This window comes from Muricoccus harenae (assembly GCF_009848505.1).
GTDB classification, from domain to species: domain Bacteria; phylum Pseudomonadota; class Alphaproteobacteria; order Acetobacterales; family Acetobacteraceae; genus Roseomonas; species Roseomonas harenae.
In genome coordinates this window covers 138,842-156,486 of record NZ_WWDL01000004.1, presented here as the reverse complement: position 1 = coordinate 156,486, position 17,645 = coordinate 138,842, and the positions used below count along the sequence as shown (strand labels likewise).

Sequence of the window (17,645 nt, the reverse complement as noted above, 5' to 3'; positions counted from 1 at the left end):
ATGAGCGACACATCCCGCTTCCGCAACGCGCCGGCGATCCGCGCCCCCAGGGGCAGCGAGCGTTCCGCCCGGCACTGGGTGACGGAGGCACCGCTGCGGATGCTGATGAACAACCTGGATGACGAGGTGGCGGAGAATCCGGGCGCTCTAGTGGTTTATGGCGGCATCGGGCGGGCGGCGCGGGACTGGCGCAGCTATGAGATGATCTGCGACGTCCTGCGGCGGCTGGAGGATACGCAGACCTTGCTGGTGCAGTCCGGCAAGCCGGTCGGGGTGTTCGAGACGCATGCGGATGCGCCGCGCGTGCTGATCGCCAATTCCAACCTGGTGCCCGCCTGGGCAAATTGGGAACAGTTCAACGCGCTCGATCGCGCGGGGCTGATGATGTACGGGCAGATGACCGCGGGGTCCTGGATCTATATCGGTTCGCAGGGGATCGTGCAGGGGACCTACGAAACCTTCGCGGAGGCCGGGCGGCAGCATTTCGGCGGGGATCTTTCCGGGCGTTGGCTCCTGACGGGCGGGCTGGGTGGCATGGGCGGGGCGCAGCCGCTGGCGGGGGTTTTCGCGGGTGCCTGCGTGCTGGCGGTGGAGTGCCAGCCAAGCCGGATCGAGAAGCGGCTGGAGACGCGGTATCTCGATTATCGGGCGGATGACCTCGACACGGCGCTGGAGATGATCCGGCGCGCGACGGCGGAGAAGCGGGCGATCAGCGTCGGGCTTCTGGGCAATGCGGCGGAAGTGTTTCCCGAGCTGGTGCGACGCGGGGTGGTGCCGGATATCGTGACGGACCAGACCAGCGCGCATGATCCCTCCAACGGCTATTTGCCGGCGGGATGGACGCTGGAGGAATGGCACGCCAAGCGCGAGACGGACCCGAAGGCGGTGGCCTCTGCCGCAAAGCGCAGCATGGTGGCGCATGTGCAGGCGATGCTGGACCTGAAGCGAATGGGATCGGTCGTCATGGATTACGGCAACAACATCCGGCAGATGGCGAAGGATGAGGGGCTGCAGGACGCCTTCGGCTTCCCGGGCTTCGTGCCGGCCTACATCCGGCCGCTGTTCTGCAAGGGGATCGGCCCCTTCCGCTGGGCGGCGCTGAGCGGCGATCCGGAGGATATTCGCAAGACGGATGCAAAGGTGCGGGAGGTGATTCCCGACGATCCGCATCTGCACCGCTGGCTGGACATGGCGCAGGCGCGCATCGCCTTCCAGGGGCTGCCGGCGCGGATCTGCTGGGTGGGGCTCGGGCAGCGGCACAAGCTTGGGCTCGCCTTCAACGAGATGGTGGCGAAGGGCGAGCTTTCGGCTCCTGTCGTGATCGGGCGGGATCATCTGGATAGCGGCTCCGTCGCCTCGCCGAACCGGGAGACGGAGGCGATGCTGGACGGGTCCGATGCCGTCTCCGACTGGCCCCTGCTGAACGCGCTGCTGAACACGGCGTCGGGCGCCACCTGGGTTTCGCTGCATCACGGCGGCGGCGTGGGCATGGGGTATTCGCAACATGCGGGGATGGTGATTGTCTGCGATGGCACGGCGGATGCCGCGCGGCGGTTGAAGCGGGTGCTGTGGAACGATCCCGCTACCGGCGTGATGCGGCATGCGGATGCGGGCTATGACATCGCGAAGGACTGGGCGCGGCAGATGGGACTGGACCTGCCGATGGTGACGCCGTGACCGCGGCGGGCGGGGCGACTCTCGCGGAACTGCGGAGCGTGATGGAGGCCGGGGCCCTTCGCCTGGACGAGGGCTGGCGCGAGGCGGTGCGGCGGAGCCATTCGGCACTGGCCGCGCGGCTGGCGGCGGGCGAGGTGATGTATGGCGTCAATACCGGCTTCGGGAAGCTGGCGGGCACGCGGATACCACCGGATGCGCTACTGCTATTGCAGCTGAATCTGGTGCGGAGCCACGCCTCGGGCGTGGGCGAGCCCCTGCCCCGTCCGGTGGTGCGGCTGGTTCTGGCGCTGAAGGCGCTGTCGCTCGCGCGCGGGGCTTCGGCGGTGCGCGAGGAAACGGTGGATGCGCTGTTGCGGTTGCTGGAGGCCGATGTGCTGCCGGTGATCCCGGCGCGGGGTTCGGTGGGGGCCTCAGGCGATCTGGCGCCGCTGGCGCATCTGTCCATGGTGCTGATCGGCGAGGGCGAGGCGCTGGTGGATGGCACCGTGGTGCCGGGGGCGGAGGCGCTGGCGCGGGTGGGGCTTTCGGCCCTGCCGCTGGGGCCGAAGGAGGGGCTGGCCCTGCTGAACGGCACGCAGGTTTCCACGGCCATTGCCCTGGTCGCGCTGTTCCGGGCGCAAGACCTGTTCCAGACCGCGCTGGTGGCGGGGGCGATGAGCACGGAGGGGGTCCGGGGGTCGGACACCCCCTTTGATCCGCGCATCCATGCGCTGCGCGGGCAGCCGGGACAGATCCGGGCGGCAGAGGCGCTGCGCGGGCTGATGGGGGGAAGCGCGATCCGCGAGAGCCATCGAACGGGCGATCCGCGCGTGCAGGATCCCTATTCCATCCGCTGCCAGCCGCAGGTGATGGGGGCGTGCCTGGACGCGCTCGACCATGCGGCCTCCGTGCTGCAGCGGGAGGCGAATGCGGTGACCGACAATCCGCTGGTGACGGCGGAGGGTGAGGTCCTGTCCGGCGGGAACTTCCATGCGGAGCCGGTGGCCTTCGCGGCCGACCATATCGCATTGGCGCTGGCGGAGATCGGGGCGCTTTCGGAGCGGCGGATCGCGTTGCTGACCGATCCGGCGCTTTCGGGACTTCCGGCCTTCCTGGTGCGGGAAGGCGGGCTCAATTCCGGCTTCATGATCGCGCAGGTGACGGCAGCGTCGCTGGCGAGCGAGCAGAAGGCGCTGGCGCATCCGCGCAGCGTGGACAGCCTGCCCACCTCGGCGAACCAGGAGGACCATGTGAGCATGGCCACCGGGGCGGCGCTGCGGCTGCTGCCGATGGCGGCGAACCTGCGCGACATCCTGGCGATCGAGTTGCTGGCGGCTGCCCAGGCCATCGAGTTCCACCGGCCGCTGCGCTCCTCGGACGCGCTGGAGGCGGCGCATGGGATGGTGCGCGGTGTGGCGGCGGCCTGGGATGCGGACCGGTTCATGGCGCCGGATATCGCGGCGGTGGCCGGGTTGATCGACGGGGGGCGGTTCGCCGCGCTGGTCGATGGCTGAGTTCGACCGTGTCTGGGTGAATGCCGCGCTCTGCACCATGGCCTCGGGCATGGGGTCCGACGGACTCGGCGTGGTGCCGGACGGGGCGGTGGCGGCGAAGGATGGGCGGATCGCCTGGGTAGGGCCGCGCGCCGTGTTGCCGGCGCATGATGCGCCGGTGGTGGATTGCGGCGGGTCCTGGGTGCTGCCGGGGCTGGTGGATTGCCACACGCATCTCGTCTTCGGCGGCAACCGGGCGGAGGAGTTCCAGCGCCGCCTCTCGGGCGTGACCTATGAGCAGATCGCGCGGGAGGGGGGCGGCATCCTCTCGACCGTGCGGGCCACGCGGGGGGCGGATGAGGATGCCCTGCTGGCTGCCGCGCTTCCGCGGCTGGATGCGTTGCTGGCGGAGGGCGTGACCACCATCGAGGTGAAGTCCGGCTATGGGCTGGAGTTGGAGACGGAGCGGCGGATGCTGCGCGTCGCTCGCGCCCTGCCCCGGGAGCGCGTGGCGACGGTGGTGACCTCCCTCCTCGGGGCGCATGCGGTGCCGCCGGAATACAAGGGACGGCAGGGGGAGTATGCCGAGCTGGCGGCGGGGATGATCGCGCCGCTGGCGGCCGAAGGGCTGGTGGATGCAGTGGATGCCTTCTGCGACCGGATCGGCTTTACCCCAGAGGAAACCTCGGCGGTGTTCGAGGCGGCACGGCACGCGGGGCTGCCGGTGAAGCTGCATGCGGACCAGCTGTCCGATCTCGGCGGCGCGGCGCTGGCGGCGCGCTTCGGAGCGCTGTCGGCCGATCATCTGGAACATGCCTCGCCCGAGGGGTTGGCGGCGATGGCGGCGGCCGGGACGGTGGCGGTTCTGCTGCCGGGCGCGACCTATTTCATCCGGGAGGAACGGCGTCCGGACATCGCGGCGATGCGGAGAGCAGGAGTGCGGATGGCGGTGGCGACCGACATGAATCCCGGCTCCTCCCCGGCGCGGTCCCTGCTGCTGATGCTGAATATGGCCTGCACCCTCTACCGGCTCACGGTGGAGGAGGCGCTGCTGGGTGTCACGCGCCATGCGGCGGCGGCGCTGGGGCTGAAGGATCGTGGCATGCTGGCGCCGGGGATGCGCTGTGACCTCGCGCTCTACCGGATCGGCGCACCGGCCGAGCTGTGTTACTGGCTCGGCGGCAATCCCTGCGCCGGGCGCGTGGTGGCGGGGCGGGACGCGTAGCGGCACGGGGTTCGATGGCCGCACGCCGGCGGGAGTGATGGCGATGGCGGGATGGGCAGTTCTGGCGGCGCGGCGGGTGGTGCTGGGTGCGGCGCTGCTGCTGGCGCCGGGTCTGGCGGGGGCACAGTCGCTCACGATCTCTCTGCAGACCGACCTGACCTCCCTCGATCCGCATGTGGCGCCGACCTTCACCAGCGCGGCGATGCAGCAGCATGTCTATGGCAGCCTCGTCGTGATGGATGCGGCGCTGAACATCGTGCCGGATCTCGCCACTGCCTGGCGAACCATCGACGACACGACCTGGGAGTTCGACCTGCGGGAGGGGGTGACCTTTTCCGATGGCCGCGCCTTCACGGCGGAGGACGTGGCTTATTCGCTGCGGCGGGCCATGGCGATCCGCAACCCGGCGGGCACGGTGGCGCCGTATGTGCGCGCCGTGAAGGATGTGACCGTTGTCGGGCTCCATCGGGTGCGGCTGCGGACGGAGACGTCCTATCCGCTGCTGATCGCCGATCTCGCGCGGGTGCGGATCGTCTCCGCGGCCCTGGGGGATGATGCTGCGACGGAGCGGTTCAACCGCGGCGATGCGGCGATCGGCACCGGGCCGTATCGCGCGATCCGCTGGATTCCCGGCGACCGCCTCGAGCTGCAGCGGAACCCTACCTATTATGGGACGGCGCCGGAATGGGAGAGCGTGACCTTCCGGCCCATCCCGAGCGATGCGTCGCGGCTGGCGGCGCTGCTATCTGGCAGCGCGGATGTGATCGACAAGGTCGCCACGGCGGATGTGGCGAAGCTGCGCCAGGATGCGCGGGCCTCCGTGTTCCAGCATGACGGCAACCGGACGATGTTCCTCGTGCCGGACCTGTCGCGCGAAACTTCGCCCTTCGTCACGGGGGCGGATGGCGCGCCGCTGACGCCCAATCCGCTGCGGCGGATCGAGGTGCGGCGTGCCATCTCGGCCGCCATCAACCGGCCGGCGCTGGTGGAGCGGGTGATGGAGGGCATGGCGAGCCCGGCCAACCAGGCGGCGCCGGCGGGAATGTTCGGCTATTCGGAACGCATCCCGCCCGCCGCGTTCGATCCGGCGGGGGCACGGCGGATGCTGGCGGAGGCGGGGTATCCAAATGGGTTCCGGCTCACCATGCATTGCTCCAGCGGGCGCTATGTGAATGACCGGCAGACCTGCCAGGCGGTGGCGCAGATGCTGAACCGCATCGGCATCCAGACCGGGGTGGAGGCGGAGCCGCCTTCCGTCTTCTACGCGCGCATGACGCGCTTCGACGCCAGCCTGTTGCTGAATGGCTGGGGCAGCATCGGGGACAATCTGGTGGTGATGCGCCAGGCGCTGCATTCGGTGGACGAGGCGCGGGGCTATGGCGGGTTCAACCGCGGGCGCTATGCCAATGCGGGGGTGGACCGGCTAATCGAGACGGCAGCGGCAACGATCGACCCTGATCGCCGGCGGGAGGCGCAGCAGAAGGCGATGGAGGGGGCGATGGCGGATCTCGGCGTCATCCCCCTCTATACGGCGGGCTGGGCCTGGGCGGCGCGCAAGGGCCTGCGCTACGAGGCGGGCTTCGACGAGGGCACGCTGGCGACGCGGGTGACGGCGCGCTGAAGCCGCGCGGGGGCTTGCCGGCGGCGCCTCTCCTTCCCTCTCATGGCAGGTTGCGGGAGGGGGCATGATCGACAAGCTGGGCTATCTGGTCGCCGTCGCGCGGGAGCGGAACTTTCGCCGCGCGGCGGAGGCCTGCGGCGTGGCGCAGCCGACCCTTTCCGCCGGGATCAAGCAGCTGGAGACGGAGTTGGGCGTGCTGCTGGTGCACCGCTCCTCCCGCTTCCAGGGGCTGACGCCGGAGGGGGAGAAGGTCGTCGAATGGGGCAAGCGTCTGCTTGGCGATGTGCGGACCATGCGGCAGGAGCTGCGGGTGGCGCGGGGCGGGCTGGCGGGGCATTTGCGGCTGGCGGTGATCCCGACGGCGCTGGCCATGGTGCCGGCGCTGACCCTGGCCTGCCGGAGGCGACATCCGGGGATCCGCTTTACCATCCTCTCCTCCACCTCGGTGGCGGTGACGGAGATGCTCGGCAATTTCGAGGCGGATGCAGGCATCACCTATATCGGCAACGAGCCGATCGGGCGGGTGCGGAGCGTGCCGCTCTATACGGAGCGCTACCGGCTGGTGGTGCCGGCAGGCTCAGCCTGGAGCAACCGGGGCTCGGTGGCCTGGGCAGAGCTGGCAGGACAGCCGCTCTGCCTGCTGACGCCGGACATGCAGAACCGGCGGATCATGGACCAGCTGATGCAGCAGGCGGGGGTAACGGTGGAGGCGACGGTGGAATCCAATTCTATCGTCACGCTGATCGCGCATGTGCGTACCGGGGCTTGGATGACGGTGCTGCCGGAGAGCGTGGCGAGCACCCTTGGCGCGGCTGGCGGGCTGCAGGCGATCCCGCTGGTTTCGCCCGAGGCGCAGTACCGGATCGGGCTGGTGGTGCCGCAGCATGATCCGATGCCACCGCTGACCGCGGCCCTGCTGGCCGAGGCGCGCCGGATATCGGAGGAGCGGGGAGAGGCTTGATAGGTTTTTTCGATCACAGCACGGGAAAGCCTTCTTGATCTAAACGGCTTCCGGTGACGCATTGTAGCGCGAGACGACAAAATCCGGATCGTGGGGAACGCATGTCCGCGCCGAGTGCCGAGTTACGCCCCTTGCCTACCCCCCATTGGGATGAAGCCCTGGCCGTGGAGATCATTGCCGCCCATGCCGGGCTGGAGGGTGCCTGCCTGCCGGTGCTGCATGCGTTGCAGGAAGAGTTCGGCTGCGTTCCGCATGAGGCGGTGCCAATGGTGGCGGAGGCGCTGAACCTCTCTCGCGCTGAAGTGCATGGGGTTGTGAGTTTCTACCATGACTTCCGGGCGGCCCCGCCGGGACGGCATGTGCTCAAGCTGTGCCGGGCCGAGGCATGCCAGGCGATGGGGGCGGATGCGCTGTCCGCCGGGCTGCTTGGGCGGCTGACGGTGGAGTGGGGCGGCACCACGGCGGATGGCAGGCTGACGGTGGAGCCGGCCTTCTGCCTGGGCCTCTGCGCCTGCGCGCCGGCGGCCCTGATGGATGGGGAGCCTGTCGGGCGGCTGGATGCTGCGGCCCTGGATAATATGGTGCTGGAGGCGCGGCGGGCATGATGCGGATCTATCTGCCGCAGGATGCCGCCGCCCTGGCGCTGGGCGCCGAAGCCGTGCTGCGGGCGCTGCAGGCCGAGGCGTCGCGTCGTGGCGTGGTGCTGGATGTGGTGCGGACGGGCACGCGCGGCGCGGTCTGGCTGGAGCCGCTGCTGGAGGTGGAGACACCCGAGGGGCGGATCGGCTACGGGCCGGTGAAGGCGGGCGATGTGGCCGGGCTGTTCGATGCGGGGTTGCCGGAGGGCGGCGCGCATGCGCTGCGGGTCGGCCGGCCGGAGGAGCATCCCTGGTTCGCCGGGCAGACGCGGCTGACCTTTGCGCGCTGTGGCGTCGTCGATCCTGTGTCGGTGGCGGATTACCGGGCGCATGGCGGCTTCGTGGGGCTGGAGAAGGCGCTCGCCATGTCGGGCGAGGCGATCGTCGATACGGTGAAGCTCTCCGGCCTGCGCGGGCGCGGCGGGGCAGGTTTCCCGACGGGGATCAAGTGGAACACCGTGCGGCTGGCGTCGGCCGACCGGAAATATGTGGTCTGCAACGCCGATGAGGGTGACAGCGGGACCTTCGCGGACCGGATGCTGATGGAAGGCGATCCGTTCTGCCTGATCGAGGGCATGGCGATCGCCGCCATTGCCGTAGGGGCGACGAAGGGATTCATCTACACGCGTTCCGAATATCCCCACGCGGTGCGAGCGATGCGCGCGGCCATTGTGGCGGCGCGGCGCGCCGGGTGGCTGGGCGATAATGTGGGCGGCTCCGGCCGGGCCTTCGACATGGAGGTCCGCGTCGGCGCGGGGGCCTATATCTGCGGCGAGGAGACCTCGCTGCTGAACTCCCTGGAGGGCAAGCGCGGCGTGGTGCGCGCCAAACCGCCGTTGCCGGCGGTCGAAGGCTTGTTCGGCAAGCCGACCGTTGTGAATAACGTGCTCTCCTTCGCCGCCGTGCCCTGGATCATGGCCCACGGGGCGGAGGCTTATGCGGGGTTCGGCACCGGGCGGTCTCTGGGCACGCTGGCGGTGCAGATTGCAGGGAATGTGCGGCGTGGCGGGTTGGTGGAGCTGCCCTTCGGGCTGCCGCTGCGCGCGGTGATCGAGGATTGGGGCGGCGGCACTGCAAGCGGGCGCCCTTTCCGTGCGGTGCAGGTGGGCGGGCCGCTAGGCGCTTATTTCCCCGAAGCGCTGCTCGACACGCCGATGGATTACGAGGCCTTCGCGCGGGCCGGAGGGCTGCTCGGCCATGGCGGGGTGACGGTGTTCGACGACAGCGTGGACTTGGCCCGGCAGGCGCGCTTCGCCTTTGAGTTCTGCGCGGGCGAGAGCTGCGGGAAGTGCACGCCCTGCCGCATCGGCGCCGTGCGCGGCATGGAAGTGATGGACCGCATCAAGGCGGGGGTGCAGCCGGAGAAGAACCTGGCCGTTCTGGATGATCTGCTGGAGTTGATGACCGATGCTTCGCTCTGCGCCATGGGCGGGCTGACGCCCATTCCCGTCGGCAGCGCGCTCAAGCATTTCCCCGAGGATTTCGACGTCGCCGCCCGGGCGGCGGCGTGAAGGAGCCGGACCGATGGCCCTGATCCAGGAAACCGATTACGGCACGCCGATCCGGCTGGCGGCGGACACCGTCACGCTCTCCATCGATGGGCATGCGGTGGCGGTGCCGCGCGGGACCTCCGTGATGGCGGCGGCGATGACGCTGGGGACAAAGATCCCCAAACTCTGCGCGACGGACAGCCTGGAGCCCTTTGGATCCTGCCGGCTCTGCCTGGTGCAGATCGAGGGACGGCGGGGCTTCCCGGCCTCCTGCACCACCCCCGCCGAGGATGGGATGGTGGTTCACACCCAGAATGACGCCATTGCCAAGCGGCGGCGCGGGGTGATGGAGCTGTATATCTCCGACCATCCGCTCGATTGCCTGACCTGCTCGGCCAATGGCGATTGCGAGTTGCAGGACATGGCGGGCGCCGTGGGGCTGCGCGAGGTGCGCTACGGGTATGAGGGCGCGAACCACCTGCGCGAGCCCAAGGACGAGAGCAATCCGTATTTCACCTTCGAGGCGTCCAAATGCATCGCCTGCTCGCGCTGCATCCGGGCCTGCGAGGAGGTGCAGGGCACTTTCGCGCTGACCATGGAGGGGCGTGGGTTCGACTCCAAGGTGTCGCCGGGGGGGACGGATTTCATGTCCTCGGAATGCGTCTCCTGCGGTGCCTGCGTGCAGGCCTGCCCGACGGCGACTCTGAACGAGAAGTCGGTGATTGCGCTCGGCACGCCCGAGCATTCGGTGGTGACCACCTGCGCTTATTGCGGCGTGGGTTGCTCCTTCAAGGCGGAAATGAAGGGCGACCAACTTGTCCGGATGGTGCCGTACAAGGACGGGAAGGCGAATGAGGGCCATTCCTGCGTGAAGGGGCGCTTCGCCTTCGGCTATGCCACGCATAAGGACCGCAAGACAAAGCCGATGATCCGGGCGCGGATCACCGATCCCTGGCGGGAGGTTTCCTGGGAGCAGGCGATCAGCCACGCGGCCTCCGAGCTGCGGCGCATCCAGGCGAAGTACGGGCAGGAGGCGATCGGGGGGATCACCTCCTCGCGCTGCACCAATGAGGAGACCTTCCTCGTTCAGAAGATGATCCGTGGGGCCTTCGGCAACAACAATGTCGATACCTGCGCGCGGGTCTGCCACTCGCCCACCGGCTACGGCTTGAAGACGACGCTGGGGACCTCCGCCGGGACTCAGGACTTCGCCTCGGTGGACCATGCGGATGTGATCCTGGTGATCGGCGCCAATCCGACGGATGCGCATCCGGTCTTCGCATCCCGGATGAAGCGGCGGCTACGGGCGGGGGCGCGGCTGATCGTGGCTGATCCGCGGCGGATCGACCTGGTGAAGTCGCCGCACATCCAGGCGGAGCATCACCTTCCGCTGCTGCCGGGCACCAATGTGGCGTTGCTGAATGCGATGGCGCATGTGGTGGTGACGGAGGGGCTGGTCGCGGAGGATTACGTCCGCGAGCGCTGCGACCTGGCGGAATTCGAGAGCTGGGCTCGCTTCATCGCGCAGGAGCGGAATTCGCCGGAGGCGGTGGAGCCGGTGACCGGCGTGCCGGCGCAGCGCGTGCGGGAGGCCGCGCGGCTCTATGCCACGGGCGGGGCGGCGGCGATCTATTACGGGTTGGGGGTGACGGAACACAGCCAGGGCTCGACCACGGTGATGGCCATGGCGAACCTGGCGATGGCGACCGGCAATATCGGGAAGCTCGGCGCGGGGGTGAACCCCCTGCGCGGGCAGAACAACGTGCAGGGGGCCTGCGACATGGGCTCCTTCCCGCATGAGTTCTCGGGCTATCGCCATGTGTCGGACGATGCGACGCGGGAGATGTTCAAGGCGATCTGGGGCGTGCCGCTTTCGGCCGAGCCGGGGCTGCGCATCCCGAATATGCTGGATGAAGCCGTGGGTGGGCGCTTCAAGGGCCTCTATGTGCAGGGCGAGGATATCGCGCAGTCGGATCCGGACACGAAACATGTCACCGCAGGGCTGATGGCGATGGAATGCGTCATCGTGCAGGACCTGTTCCTGAACGAGACGGCGAAATACGCCCATGTCTTCCTGCCCGGCTCCTCCTTTCTGGAGAAGGACGGGACCTTCACCAATGCGGAGCGGCGCATCAACCGCGTGCGGCGGGTGATGGCGCCGCTGGGTGGGCTGGCGGATTGGGAGGCGGTGATGGCGCTTTCCAATGCGCTGGGCTTTCCGATGGAATACCGCCATCCCTCCGAGATCATGGACGAGATCGCGCGGCTCACCCCGAGCTTCGCCGGCGTGTCTTATGCGAAGCTGGAGGCGGTGGGTTCAGTGCAGTGGCCCTGCAACGAGGCTGCGCCGCTGGGCACGCCGATGATGCATGTGGACCGCTTCGTGCGTGGCAAGGGCCGCTTCATGATCACGGACTTCGTGCCGACGGATGAGCGCACGGGGGTGAACTTCCCACTGATCCTGACCACCGGGCGCATCCTGTCCCAGTACAACGTGGGCGCCCAGACGCGGCGGACGGAGAATAGCCGCTGGCACGGGGAGGATGTGCTGGAGATCCATCCCTTCGATGCCGAGCATCGCGGCATCCGGGATGGGGAGCTGGTGGCGCTGGAAAGCCGCTCAGGCGAGATCGCTCTCCGCGCTGTTGTCAGCGAGCGGATGCAGCCGGGGGTCGTCTACACCACCTTCCACCATGCGGCGACGGGCGCGAATGTGGTGACCACCGACTACTCGGACTGGGCGACGAATTGCCCGGAATACAAGGTGACGGCGGTGCAGGTGCGGCGGACGAACCAGCCCTCGGCCTGGCAGGAGGAGTTTGCGGCGGGCGAGAGCACTTTGAAGCGGATCGAGGTGAGGTTTGATGTTCCTGCCGCCGAGTAGCCGGCCGACGGATGCGCTGGTGGTGGGAGCGGATGGTGACATCCGGCCCGTGCAGCGCGCGGTGCCGGAGGAAGTCCCGGTCAGCCTCGTCTATTCCTCGGTTCCCTTCGCCGTGATGATGCTGACGCCCTCGGATCTCGATGATTTTGCCTATGGCTTCAGCCTGACGGAAGGGATCATCACGGATGCGGCGGGCATCCGGGAGGTTGCGGTGGAGGAGGAGGCGCGCGGGCTTCGGCTGGCTATCCGCCTCGCCCCTGGTGCGTTGACCCTGCATCTGGCGAGGCGGCGGTCGATCGCGGGGCGGACGGGATGCGGGCTCTGCGGCATCGAGGAACTGGACCAGATGCCGCAGGCCTTGCGCCCCGAGGGCGCGGCGCCGGCCATCGACGTGCCGGCCATTCGCAGGGCCCTGGCGGCGCTGGAGGAAGCGCAGCCGCTGAATGACGAGACGCGGGCGGTTCATGCGGCCGCCTTCGCACGGGCAGATGGCTCGCTGGTTGTGGTGCGCGAGGATGTCGGGCGGCACAATGCGCTGGACAAGCTGGCGGGGGCGCTGATGCGCGGCGGCGTGCAGGCCGCGGATGGCTTCGTCATCGTCACCAGCCGCTGCTCCTTCGAGCTGGTGGAGAAGGCGGCATCGATCGGCGCGCGGACCCTGATCGCGATCTCGGCGCCGACGGCGCTGGCGCTGGATCGGGCCCGGGCGCTGGACATGAACCTGGTAGCGGTGGCGCGGCGGGACACGGTTTCGGTGTTTCATGGCATGGACCGCGTGCGGCAGGCGGTCGGGACATGAGCGGCGACGAGAAGCTGGTCCGCATGGCCAACCAGATGGCGGATTTCTTCCGCTCCTACCCGCCGGAAGAGGCGCGGGCGGGAATCGCCGATCACATCCGGTCCTTCTGGAGCCGGGTTATGCGGGAGGGGCTGCAGGCCCGCATCGCGGCGGGTGGGCAAGGGCTCGATCCGCTGGTGCTGGAGGCCTTCGGTGCCGAAGCCAGAGGTGAGAGCCCGATCCAGAAGGAAACAGCCGGCCCGGAACAGGTGGGCCAGCTGGGCAGCGATGCCGGCTGAACGGCCGGCCCACGGGCTTTTGCGCGGGGGCTTCTGGCGGAGCCCCCCTCCCCTCGCTACACCTTCTGCCTCTTGGCGAGGAGGACCGCATGAAGATCACTTGGTTCGGGCACTCGGCTTTCCGGCTGGAATTCGGCAGCTCGGTGGTGCTGATCGATCCCTTCCTGACGGGCAACGGCAGCTTCAAGGGCACGGTCGAGGAAGCATCGAAGGGCGCCACCCATGTCGTGCTGACCCATGGGCATGGAGACCACACGGGCGACACGGCCGCCATTGCGAACGCGACGGGCGCGAAGGTCGTGGCGAATGCGGAGCTGTGCCAGTATTTCGGCCGGAAGGACCTGAAGAAGCTCGACCCGATGAACACGGGCGGCACCACGGACCAGGGCGAGTTCACCGTCTCGCTGACCATCGCCTTCCACTCTTCGGCGGCGATGGATGAAAACGGCGTGCTCCAGGACCTGGGCCTGCCGAACGGGGTGGTGATCACGCCGAAGGACCAGGGCCAGCCGACCGTCTACCACATGGGCGACACCGACGTGTTCTCCGACATGGCGCTGATTGGCGAGATGTACCGGCCGAAGGTGGCGATGGTGCCGATGGGTGATCGCTTCACCATGGGCGCCCGTGGCGCGGCGCTGGCCATGCGCCGCTTCCTGCCGGATGTGCCGGTGGTGGTGCCCTGCCACTACGCCACCTTCCCGATCCTCGCCCAGTCGGCGGATGACTTCGTTCGCGAGATGGGAGACCAGGGCCAGCGGGTGCGCGTGGTGAAGCCGGGCGAGGCTTTCGAGGTTTGAGCTTGCGGGGCGCCGGAGGCGCCCCGCCTTTCACGCGGCCGGGATGAGGTGCCCGGCCGTGGGGTTCCAGGAAAGGGCGATCTCACTGTCCTCGGCGATGCCCTGGGCAGCGAGGCCGGGCAGGCGAGCACGCAGCGGCGTCTCTCCGGCACGGCCGATGATCAGCGCGCTGTCGCCGAAATGCACGACGGTTTCAACCTGCATGCGGCAGGTGTTGGCGGCGCCCTCCGCCGCCAGGCCCAGCACCTCGGGGCGGAGCAGCAGGGTGGCGGCCTCGCCCGCGCGCCGGCCGGGCTGCGCTGGAAGGCGCACGGGGCCAATGCCGGGGATCTCGCCGGTGCCGGCGGCAGGGTCGGTGAGGCGCAGGGGCAGCAGGTTGCTATCGCCAACGAAGCGGGCAACGAAGTCGTTCACCGGGCGGTCATAGACATCAAGCGGTGTGCCGGCCTGCTGCAAGCGGCCGCCCTCGAAGACCACGATGCGGTCTGACATGGCCATGGCCTCGGACTGATCATGCGTCACGAAGATGGTGGTGACGCCGAGGCTGCGCTGGATGCGCTTGATCTCGATCTGGAGGTTCTCGCGCAGGTTCTTGTCCAACGCGCCGAGCGGCTCGTCGAGCAGGAGCAGCGCCGGGTCGAAGACCAGGGCGCGGGCCAGGGCCACGCGCTGCTGCTGGCCGCCCGACATTTCACGCGGGTGGCGCTCGGCGAAATGCTCTAGCCCGACCAGGGCGAGCATGGCGCGCGCCTTTTCCGTCGCCTGGGCCTTGGGCAACTTCCGCATCTGCAGCGGGAACATCACGTTCTGCAGCGCCGTGCGATGGGGGAAGAGGGCGTAGTTCTGGAAGACGATACCGATGCCGCGCTTGTGCGGTGGGACACGGCCGATGGAGACGCCATCGACCAGGATCTCGCCCTCGCTCGCCGCCTCGAAGCCAGCGATGAGCATCAGCGTGGTGGTCTTCCCCGAGCCGCTGGGGCCAAGGAAGGTGATGAACTCCCCCTTCCCCGCTGTCAGGTTCACGCTGTCCAGCGCACGGCTGCGCCCGTCATAGCTCTTGGAAAGGTTTTTCAGCTCCAGATAGGGCTTGGTCACGGGCGGGATTCCGATCGGCGGCGCGACAGGGTGCGCCAGAGGACGGGCACGATCACCAGCGCGGCGACGGCCAGGAAAAGCAGGGTGGAGACAACGGCGATCACCGGGTCCGCCGTGGTGCGGATGCTGTCGAACATCTTGCGCGGCAGGGTCTCGGTGTCGCGCCCGGAGATGAAGAGGGCGACCACTGTCTCGTCGAAGCTCTGCACGAAAGCGAAGAGGGCGGCGGCGGCGAAGCCGGGCCAGAGCACGGGCAGGGTGACATGGCGGAAGGTGGCGGCCGGGCTCGCGCCGAGCGACATGGCCGCGCGCTCCAGGCTGCGGTCGAAGCCCTTGAGGTTGGCCGAGAGCACCAGGAAGGCCATGGGCACCGAAAGGGCAGTGTGGGCCAGGATGATACCCGGGAAGGTCTGCAACAGGCGGATATCGGCCAGGAAGGCGTAGTAGCCGATGGCCATGACGATATGCGGCACGGCCAGCGGCAGCATCAGCATCACGTTCACCAGCCCCTTACCCGCGAAACGGTGGCGGACCAGGGCGAAGGTGGCGGGGGTGACGAGCAGCACCGTCAGGATGGAGACGGCCGCGGCGATACCGAGGCTGTTCAGCGTCGGGCGCGTCCAGCGGGCATCGCTGAAATAGGCGCTGTAATAGCCCGTCCACCAGCCGGGAGGCGGGAACTCCAGTGACACGGCCGTGCTGAAGGACATCGGCACGACAATGAAGAGCGGGGTCGCGACGAAGGCGAGCACGAGCGCGCCGAGAAGGATGAGTGCCAGGCGCATCGCGTCAGCCCCAGAGCCGGTCGAGGCCGAAGCGGCGGTGATAGAGGCCCAGCACGACGAGCGTGCTGGCCAGCAGCACCATCGCCATGGCGGAGGCTTCGCCGAAGGCCAGGAACTCCTCCACCTGCTGGCCGATCACACCCGCCACCATTTGCTCCCGCGGGGAGCCGAGCAGGATGGGCGTGACGTAGAAGCCGAGGCAGAGGACGAAGACGAGAGTGAGGCCGTTCGCGATGCCGGGCGCCGCCAGCGGCAGCACGACATGGCGGATGACCGAGAGCGGCGTGGCGCCGAGGCTTGCCGCGGAGCGCGGCAGCGAGGGCTCGATGCGCTTCAGCACGCCGTAGAGGCTGAGGACCATGTAGGGCAGCAGGATATGCGTCATCGCCACGGTGGAGCTGAAGCGGGTGAAGAGCAGTTCCGGCGCCTCGAAGCCTAGCCATTGGACGAATTGCGCGATGGGGCCACGGTTGCCGAGCAGCACCATCCACGCATAGGTGCGGACGAGGAAGCTGGTCCAGAAGCTCATCGTCACCACCACCATCATGGCGGCCGCCATGCCGCCCGGCGCGGCGGCCATGGCATAGGCCAGCGGGAAGCCGAGCAGCAGGCAGCAGAGCGAGACGACCAGCGCGGTGAGGAAGGTGTCGAGCAGCACGCGCAGATGGAAGCCATCCGTCGCGATGTCCACGTAATGGCCGAAGCCGAACTCGGGATCGGTCACGCTCATCACCGCCACCTGGGCAAGCGGAACGAGGAAAAAGGCCGCCAGGAAGACCATCAGCGGCGCGAGGAGCAGCCAGGACTTCAGGCTGCTCCCTCCTGCCTGCTTCTCCGGGCTGGCGGTGACGGCGGCGCTCAAGTGCCGATCCAGCGCTCGAAGCGCTGGGTCGCGGCGTTCACGTCACCGCCGAAGTTCAGGATGTCTTGCTCGAACACCTTGTCCTTGTAGGCGGGGGCCGTCGGCATGCGCGCTGCCTCGGCGGCGCTGACATGGTTGAAGGCCGCGGGGTTCAGCGGGCCGTTCAGCGAATCCCGGCAGAAGCCGGCAACACGCTCCGGACGGATTGCGGCCTCGAGAAAGCGCAAGGCATTGTCGCGGTTGGGCGTGCCGCGGGCGACAACCCAATAGGCGCGCTCGATCTGCGCCTGGTTCCAGACGATCTCGACCGGCTGGCCCTGGTCGATCAGCTCCAGCGTGCGGGCGTGCCAGAGGGCGATGCAGTCGATCTCGCCGTCCCGCAGGAGCTGCTGCGACTGCTGGCCCTGGGTCCACCACACGCGCACCGCGGGCTTGATCTTGTCCAGGCTGCGGAAGGCGCGGTTGAGGTCCAGCGGGTAGAGCTTCTCTGTCGGCACGCCATCGGCAGCCAGGGCGATCGGCAGGATGCGCGAGGCATAGCGCTGCATGCAGCGGGAGCCGGCGAATTTCTGCGTGTCCCAGAACTCGGCCCAGTTCTGCGGACCGCCATTCGGATATTTGGACTTCTGGTAGGCGATCACCGTCGCGAAGGCGTGGCTGCTGGCGCCATTCTGGAAGGCGGCGCCGGCAAAGGGCGGGCTCTTCACCAGATCCGTGTTGTCCAGCTTCTCCACGAGGTTCGCCTGGTTGGCGCGGATGATCTCGCCGGCGCCCAGGGTGGTGACGTCGAACTCATAGGCGCCGCTGCGGACCTGCTGGGCCAGCTTGGCGAAGGAGACCGGGGATACCGGGCGGATTTCGATGCCCGTATCCCTGGTGAAGGGCTCGAACAGGTTCTTGATCGCGGCGCGTTCCCAGATGCCGCCCCAGGTGTTGACATGCAGCACCTCGGCCGCGCGGACGCGCCGGAAATACGGCGTGGCGAGACCCGCCACGGTGCCGGCACCCAGGGTCAGGGTCGCGCGGCGGGTGAAGCCCTTCTGTGCCATCCTTGC

The 17,645-nt window shown here is 68.6% G+C and carries 15 protein-coding genes; 11 read left to right on the top strand and 4 right to left on the bottom strand.

All coding sequences use genetic code 11. The annotated features are described in order from the left end of the window. The 11 genes from hutU (at nt 1) to GSE44_RS05160 (ending at nt 13,845) form a co-directional block, all read left to right on the top strand. Complete coding sequence (gene hutU, locus GSE44_RS05210; protein ID WP_159347728.1) at nt 1-1,677, top strand: urocanate hydratase; 1,677 nt, start codon at nt 1-3, stop codon at nt 1,675-1,677. Then, the gene (gene hutH / locus GSE44_RS05205; RefSeq protein WP_268893624.1) at nt 1,674-3,170 is read left to right on the top strand and encodes a histidine ammonia-lyase; all 1,497 of its coding nucleotides are present in this window, start codon (nt 1,674-1,676) and stop codon (nt 3,168-3,170) included. The genes hutU and hutH overlap by 4 nt, the downstream gene beginning before the upstream one ends. Beyond that, entirely contained in the window at nt 3,163-4,374 is a 1,212-nt protein-coding gene (gene hutI, locus GSE44_RS05200; RefSeq protein ID WP_159347727.1) for an imidazolonepropionase, read from the top strand. The genes hutH and hutI overlap by 8 nt, the downstream gene beginning before the upstream one ends. A 43-nt stretch (nt 4,375-4,417) precedes the next feature. Continuing rightward, nucleotides 4,418-5,995, top strand: a complete 1,578-nt coding sequence (locus GSE44_RS05195; protein WP_159347726.1) for an ABC transporter substrate-binding protein — start codon at nt 4,418-4,420, stop codon at nt 5,993-5,995. Nucleotides 5,996-6,059: 64 nt separating this feature from the next. After that, complete coding sequence (locus tag GSE44_RS05190; protein ID WP_159347725.1) at nt 6,060-6,956, top strand: LysR family transcriptional regulator; 897 nt, start codon at nt 6,060-6,062, stop codon at nt 6,954-6,956. A gap of 101 nt (nt 6,957-7,057) precedes the next feature. Then, a complete protein-coding gene (locus tag GSE44_RS05185; protein WP_159347724.1) occupies nt 7,058-7,561 on the top strand; it encodes a formate dehydrogenase subunit gamma in 504 nt (167 codons plus the stop codon). After that, nucleotides 7,558-9,105: a formate dehydrogenase beta subunit gene (locus GSE44_RS05180; RefSeq protein WP_159347723.1), complete on the top strand. Its 1,548-nt coding sequence runs from the start codon at nt 7,558-7,560 to the stop codon at nt 9,103-9,105. Before GSE44_RS05185 ends, GSE44_RS05180 begins: the two co-directional genes overlap by 4 nt. Before the next feature lie 13 nt (nt 9,106-9,118). Then, nucleotides 9,119-11,968, top strand: a complete 2,850-nt coding sequence (gene fdhF, locus GSE44_RS05175; RefSeq protein WP_159347722.1) for a formate dehydrogenase subunit alpha — start codon at nt 9,119-9,121, stop codon at nt 11,966-11,968. Then, on the top strand, nt 11,949-12,767 hold the full coding sequence (gene fdhD, locus GSE44_RS05170; RefSeq protein ID WP_159347721.1) for a formate dehydrogenase accessory sulfurtransferase FdhD: 819 nt from the start codon (nt 11,949-11,951) through the stop codon (nt 12,765-12,767). The genes fdhF and fdhD overlap by 20 nt, the downstream gene beginning before the upstream one ends. After that, a complete protein-coding gene (locus GSE44_RS05165; protein WP_159347720.1) occupies nt 12,764-13,045 on the top strand; it encodes a formate dehydrogenase subunit delta in 282 nt (93 codons plus the stop codon). Before fdhD ends, GSE44_RS05165 begins: the two co-directional genes overlap by 4 nt. An 89-nt stretch (nt 13,046-13,134) precedes the next feature. Then, nucleotides 13,135-13,845: a metal-dependent hydrolase gene (locus GSE44_RS05160; protein ID WP_159347719.1), complete on the top strand. Its 711-nt coding sequence runs from the start codon at nt 13,135-13,137 to the stop codon at nt 13,843-13,845. A 30-nt stretch (nt 13,846-13,875) separates the two neighbouring features. On the opposite strand, the gene GSE44_RS05155 is transcribed toward GSE44_RS05160, so the two are convergent. From GSE44_RS05155 to GSE44_RS05140, 4 genes are read right to left on the bottom strand one after another with little or no spacing between them, the layout of a single operon-like run. Continuing rightward, nucleotides 13,876-14,943: an ABC transporter ATP-binding protein gene (locus tag GSE44_RS05155; RefSeq protein ID WP_159347718.1), complete on the bottom strand. Its 1,068-nt coding sequence runs from the start codon at nt 14,941-14,943 to the stop codon at nt 13,876-13,878. Beyond that, the gene (locus GSE44_RS05150) at nt 14,940-15,728 is read right to left on the bottom strand and encodes an ABC transporter permease (RefSeq protein ID WP_159347717.1); all 789 of its coding nucleotides are present in this window, start codon (nt 15,726-15,728) and stop codon (nt 14,940-14,942) included. The genes GSE44_RS05155 and GSE44_RS05150 overlap by 4 nt, the downstream gene beginning before the upstream one ends. A gap of 4 nt (nt 15,729-15,732) precedes the next feature. Then, nucleotides 15,733-16,590 carry an ABC transporter permease gene (locus GSE44_RS05145; protein ID WP_201305936.1) on the bottom strand — a complete coding sequence of 286 codons (858 nt, stop codon included), beginning with the start codon at nt 16,588-16,590 and terminating at the stop codon, nt 15,733-15,735. Next, the gene (locus GSE44_RS05140; protein WP_159347716.1) at nt 16,587-17,639 is read right to left on the bottom strand and encodes an ABC transporter substrate-binding protein; all 1,053 of its coding nucleotides are present in this window, start codon (nt 17,637-17,639) and stop codon (nt 16,587-16,589) included. Before GSE44_RS05140 ends, GSE44_RS05145 begins: the two co-directional genes overlap by 4 nt. Nucleotides 17,640-17,645: the final 6 nt, after the last annotated feature.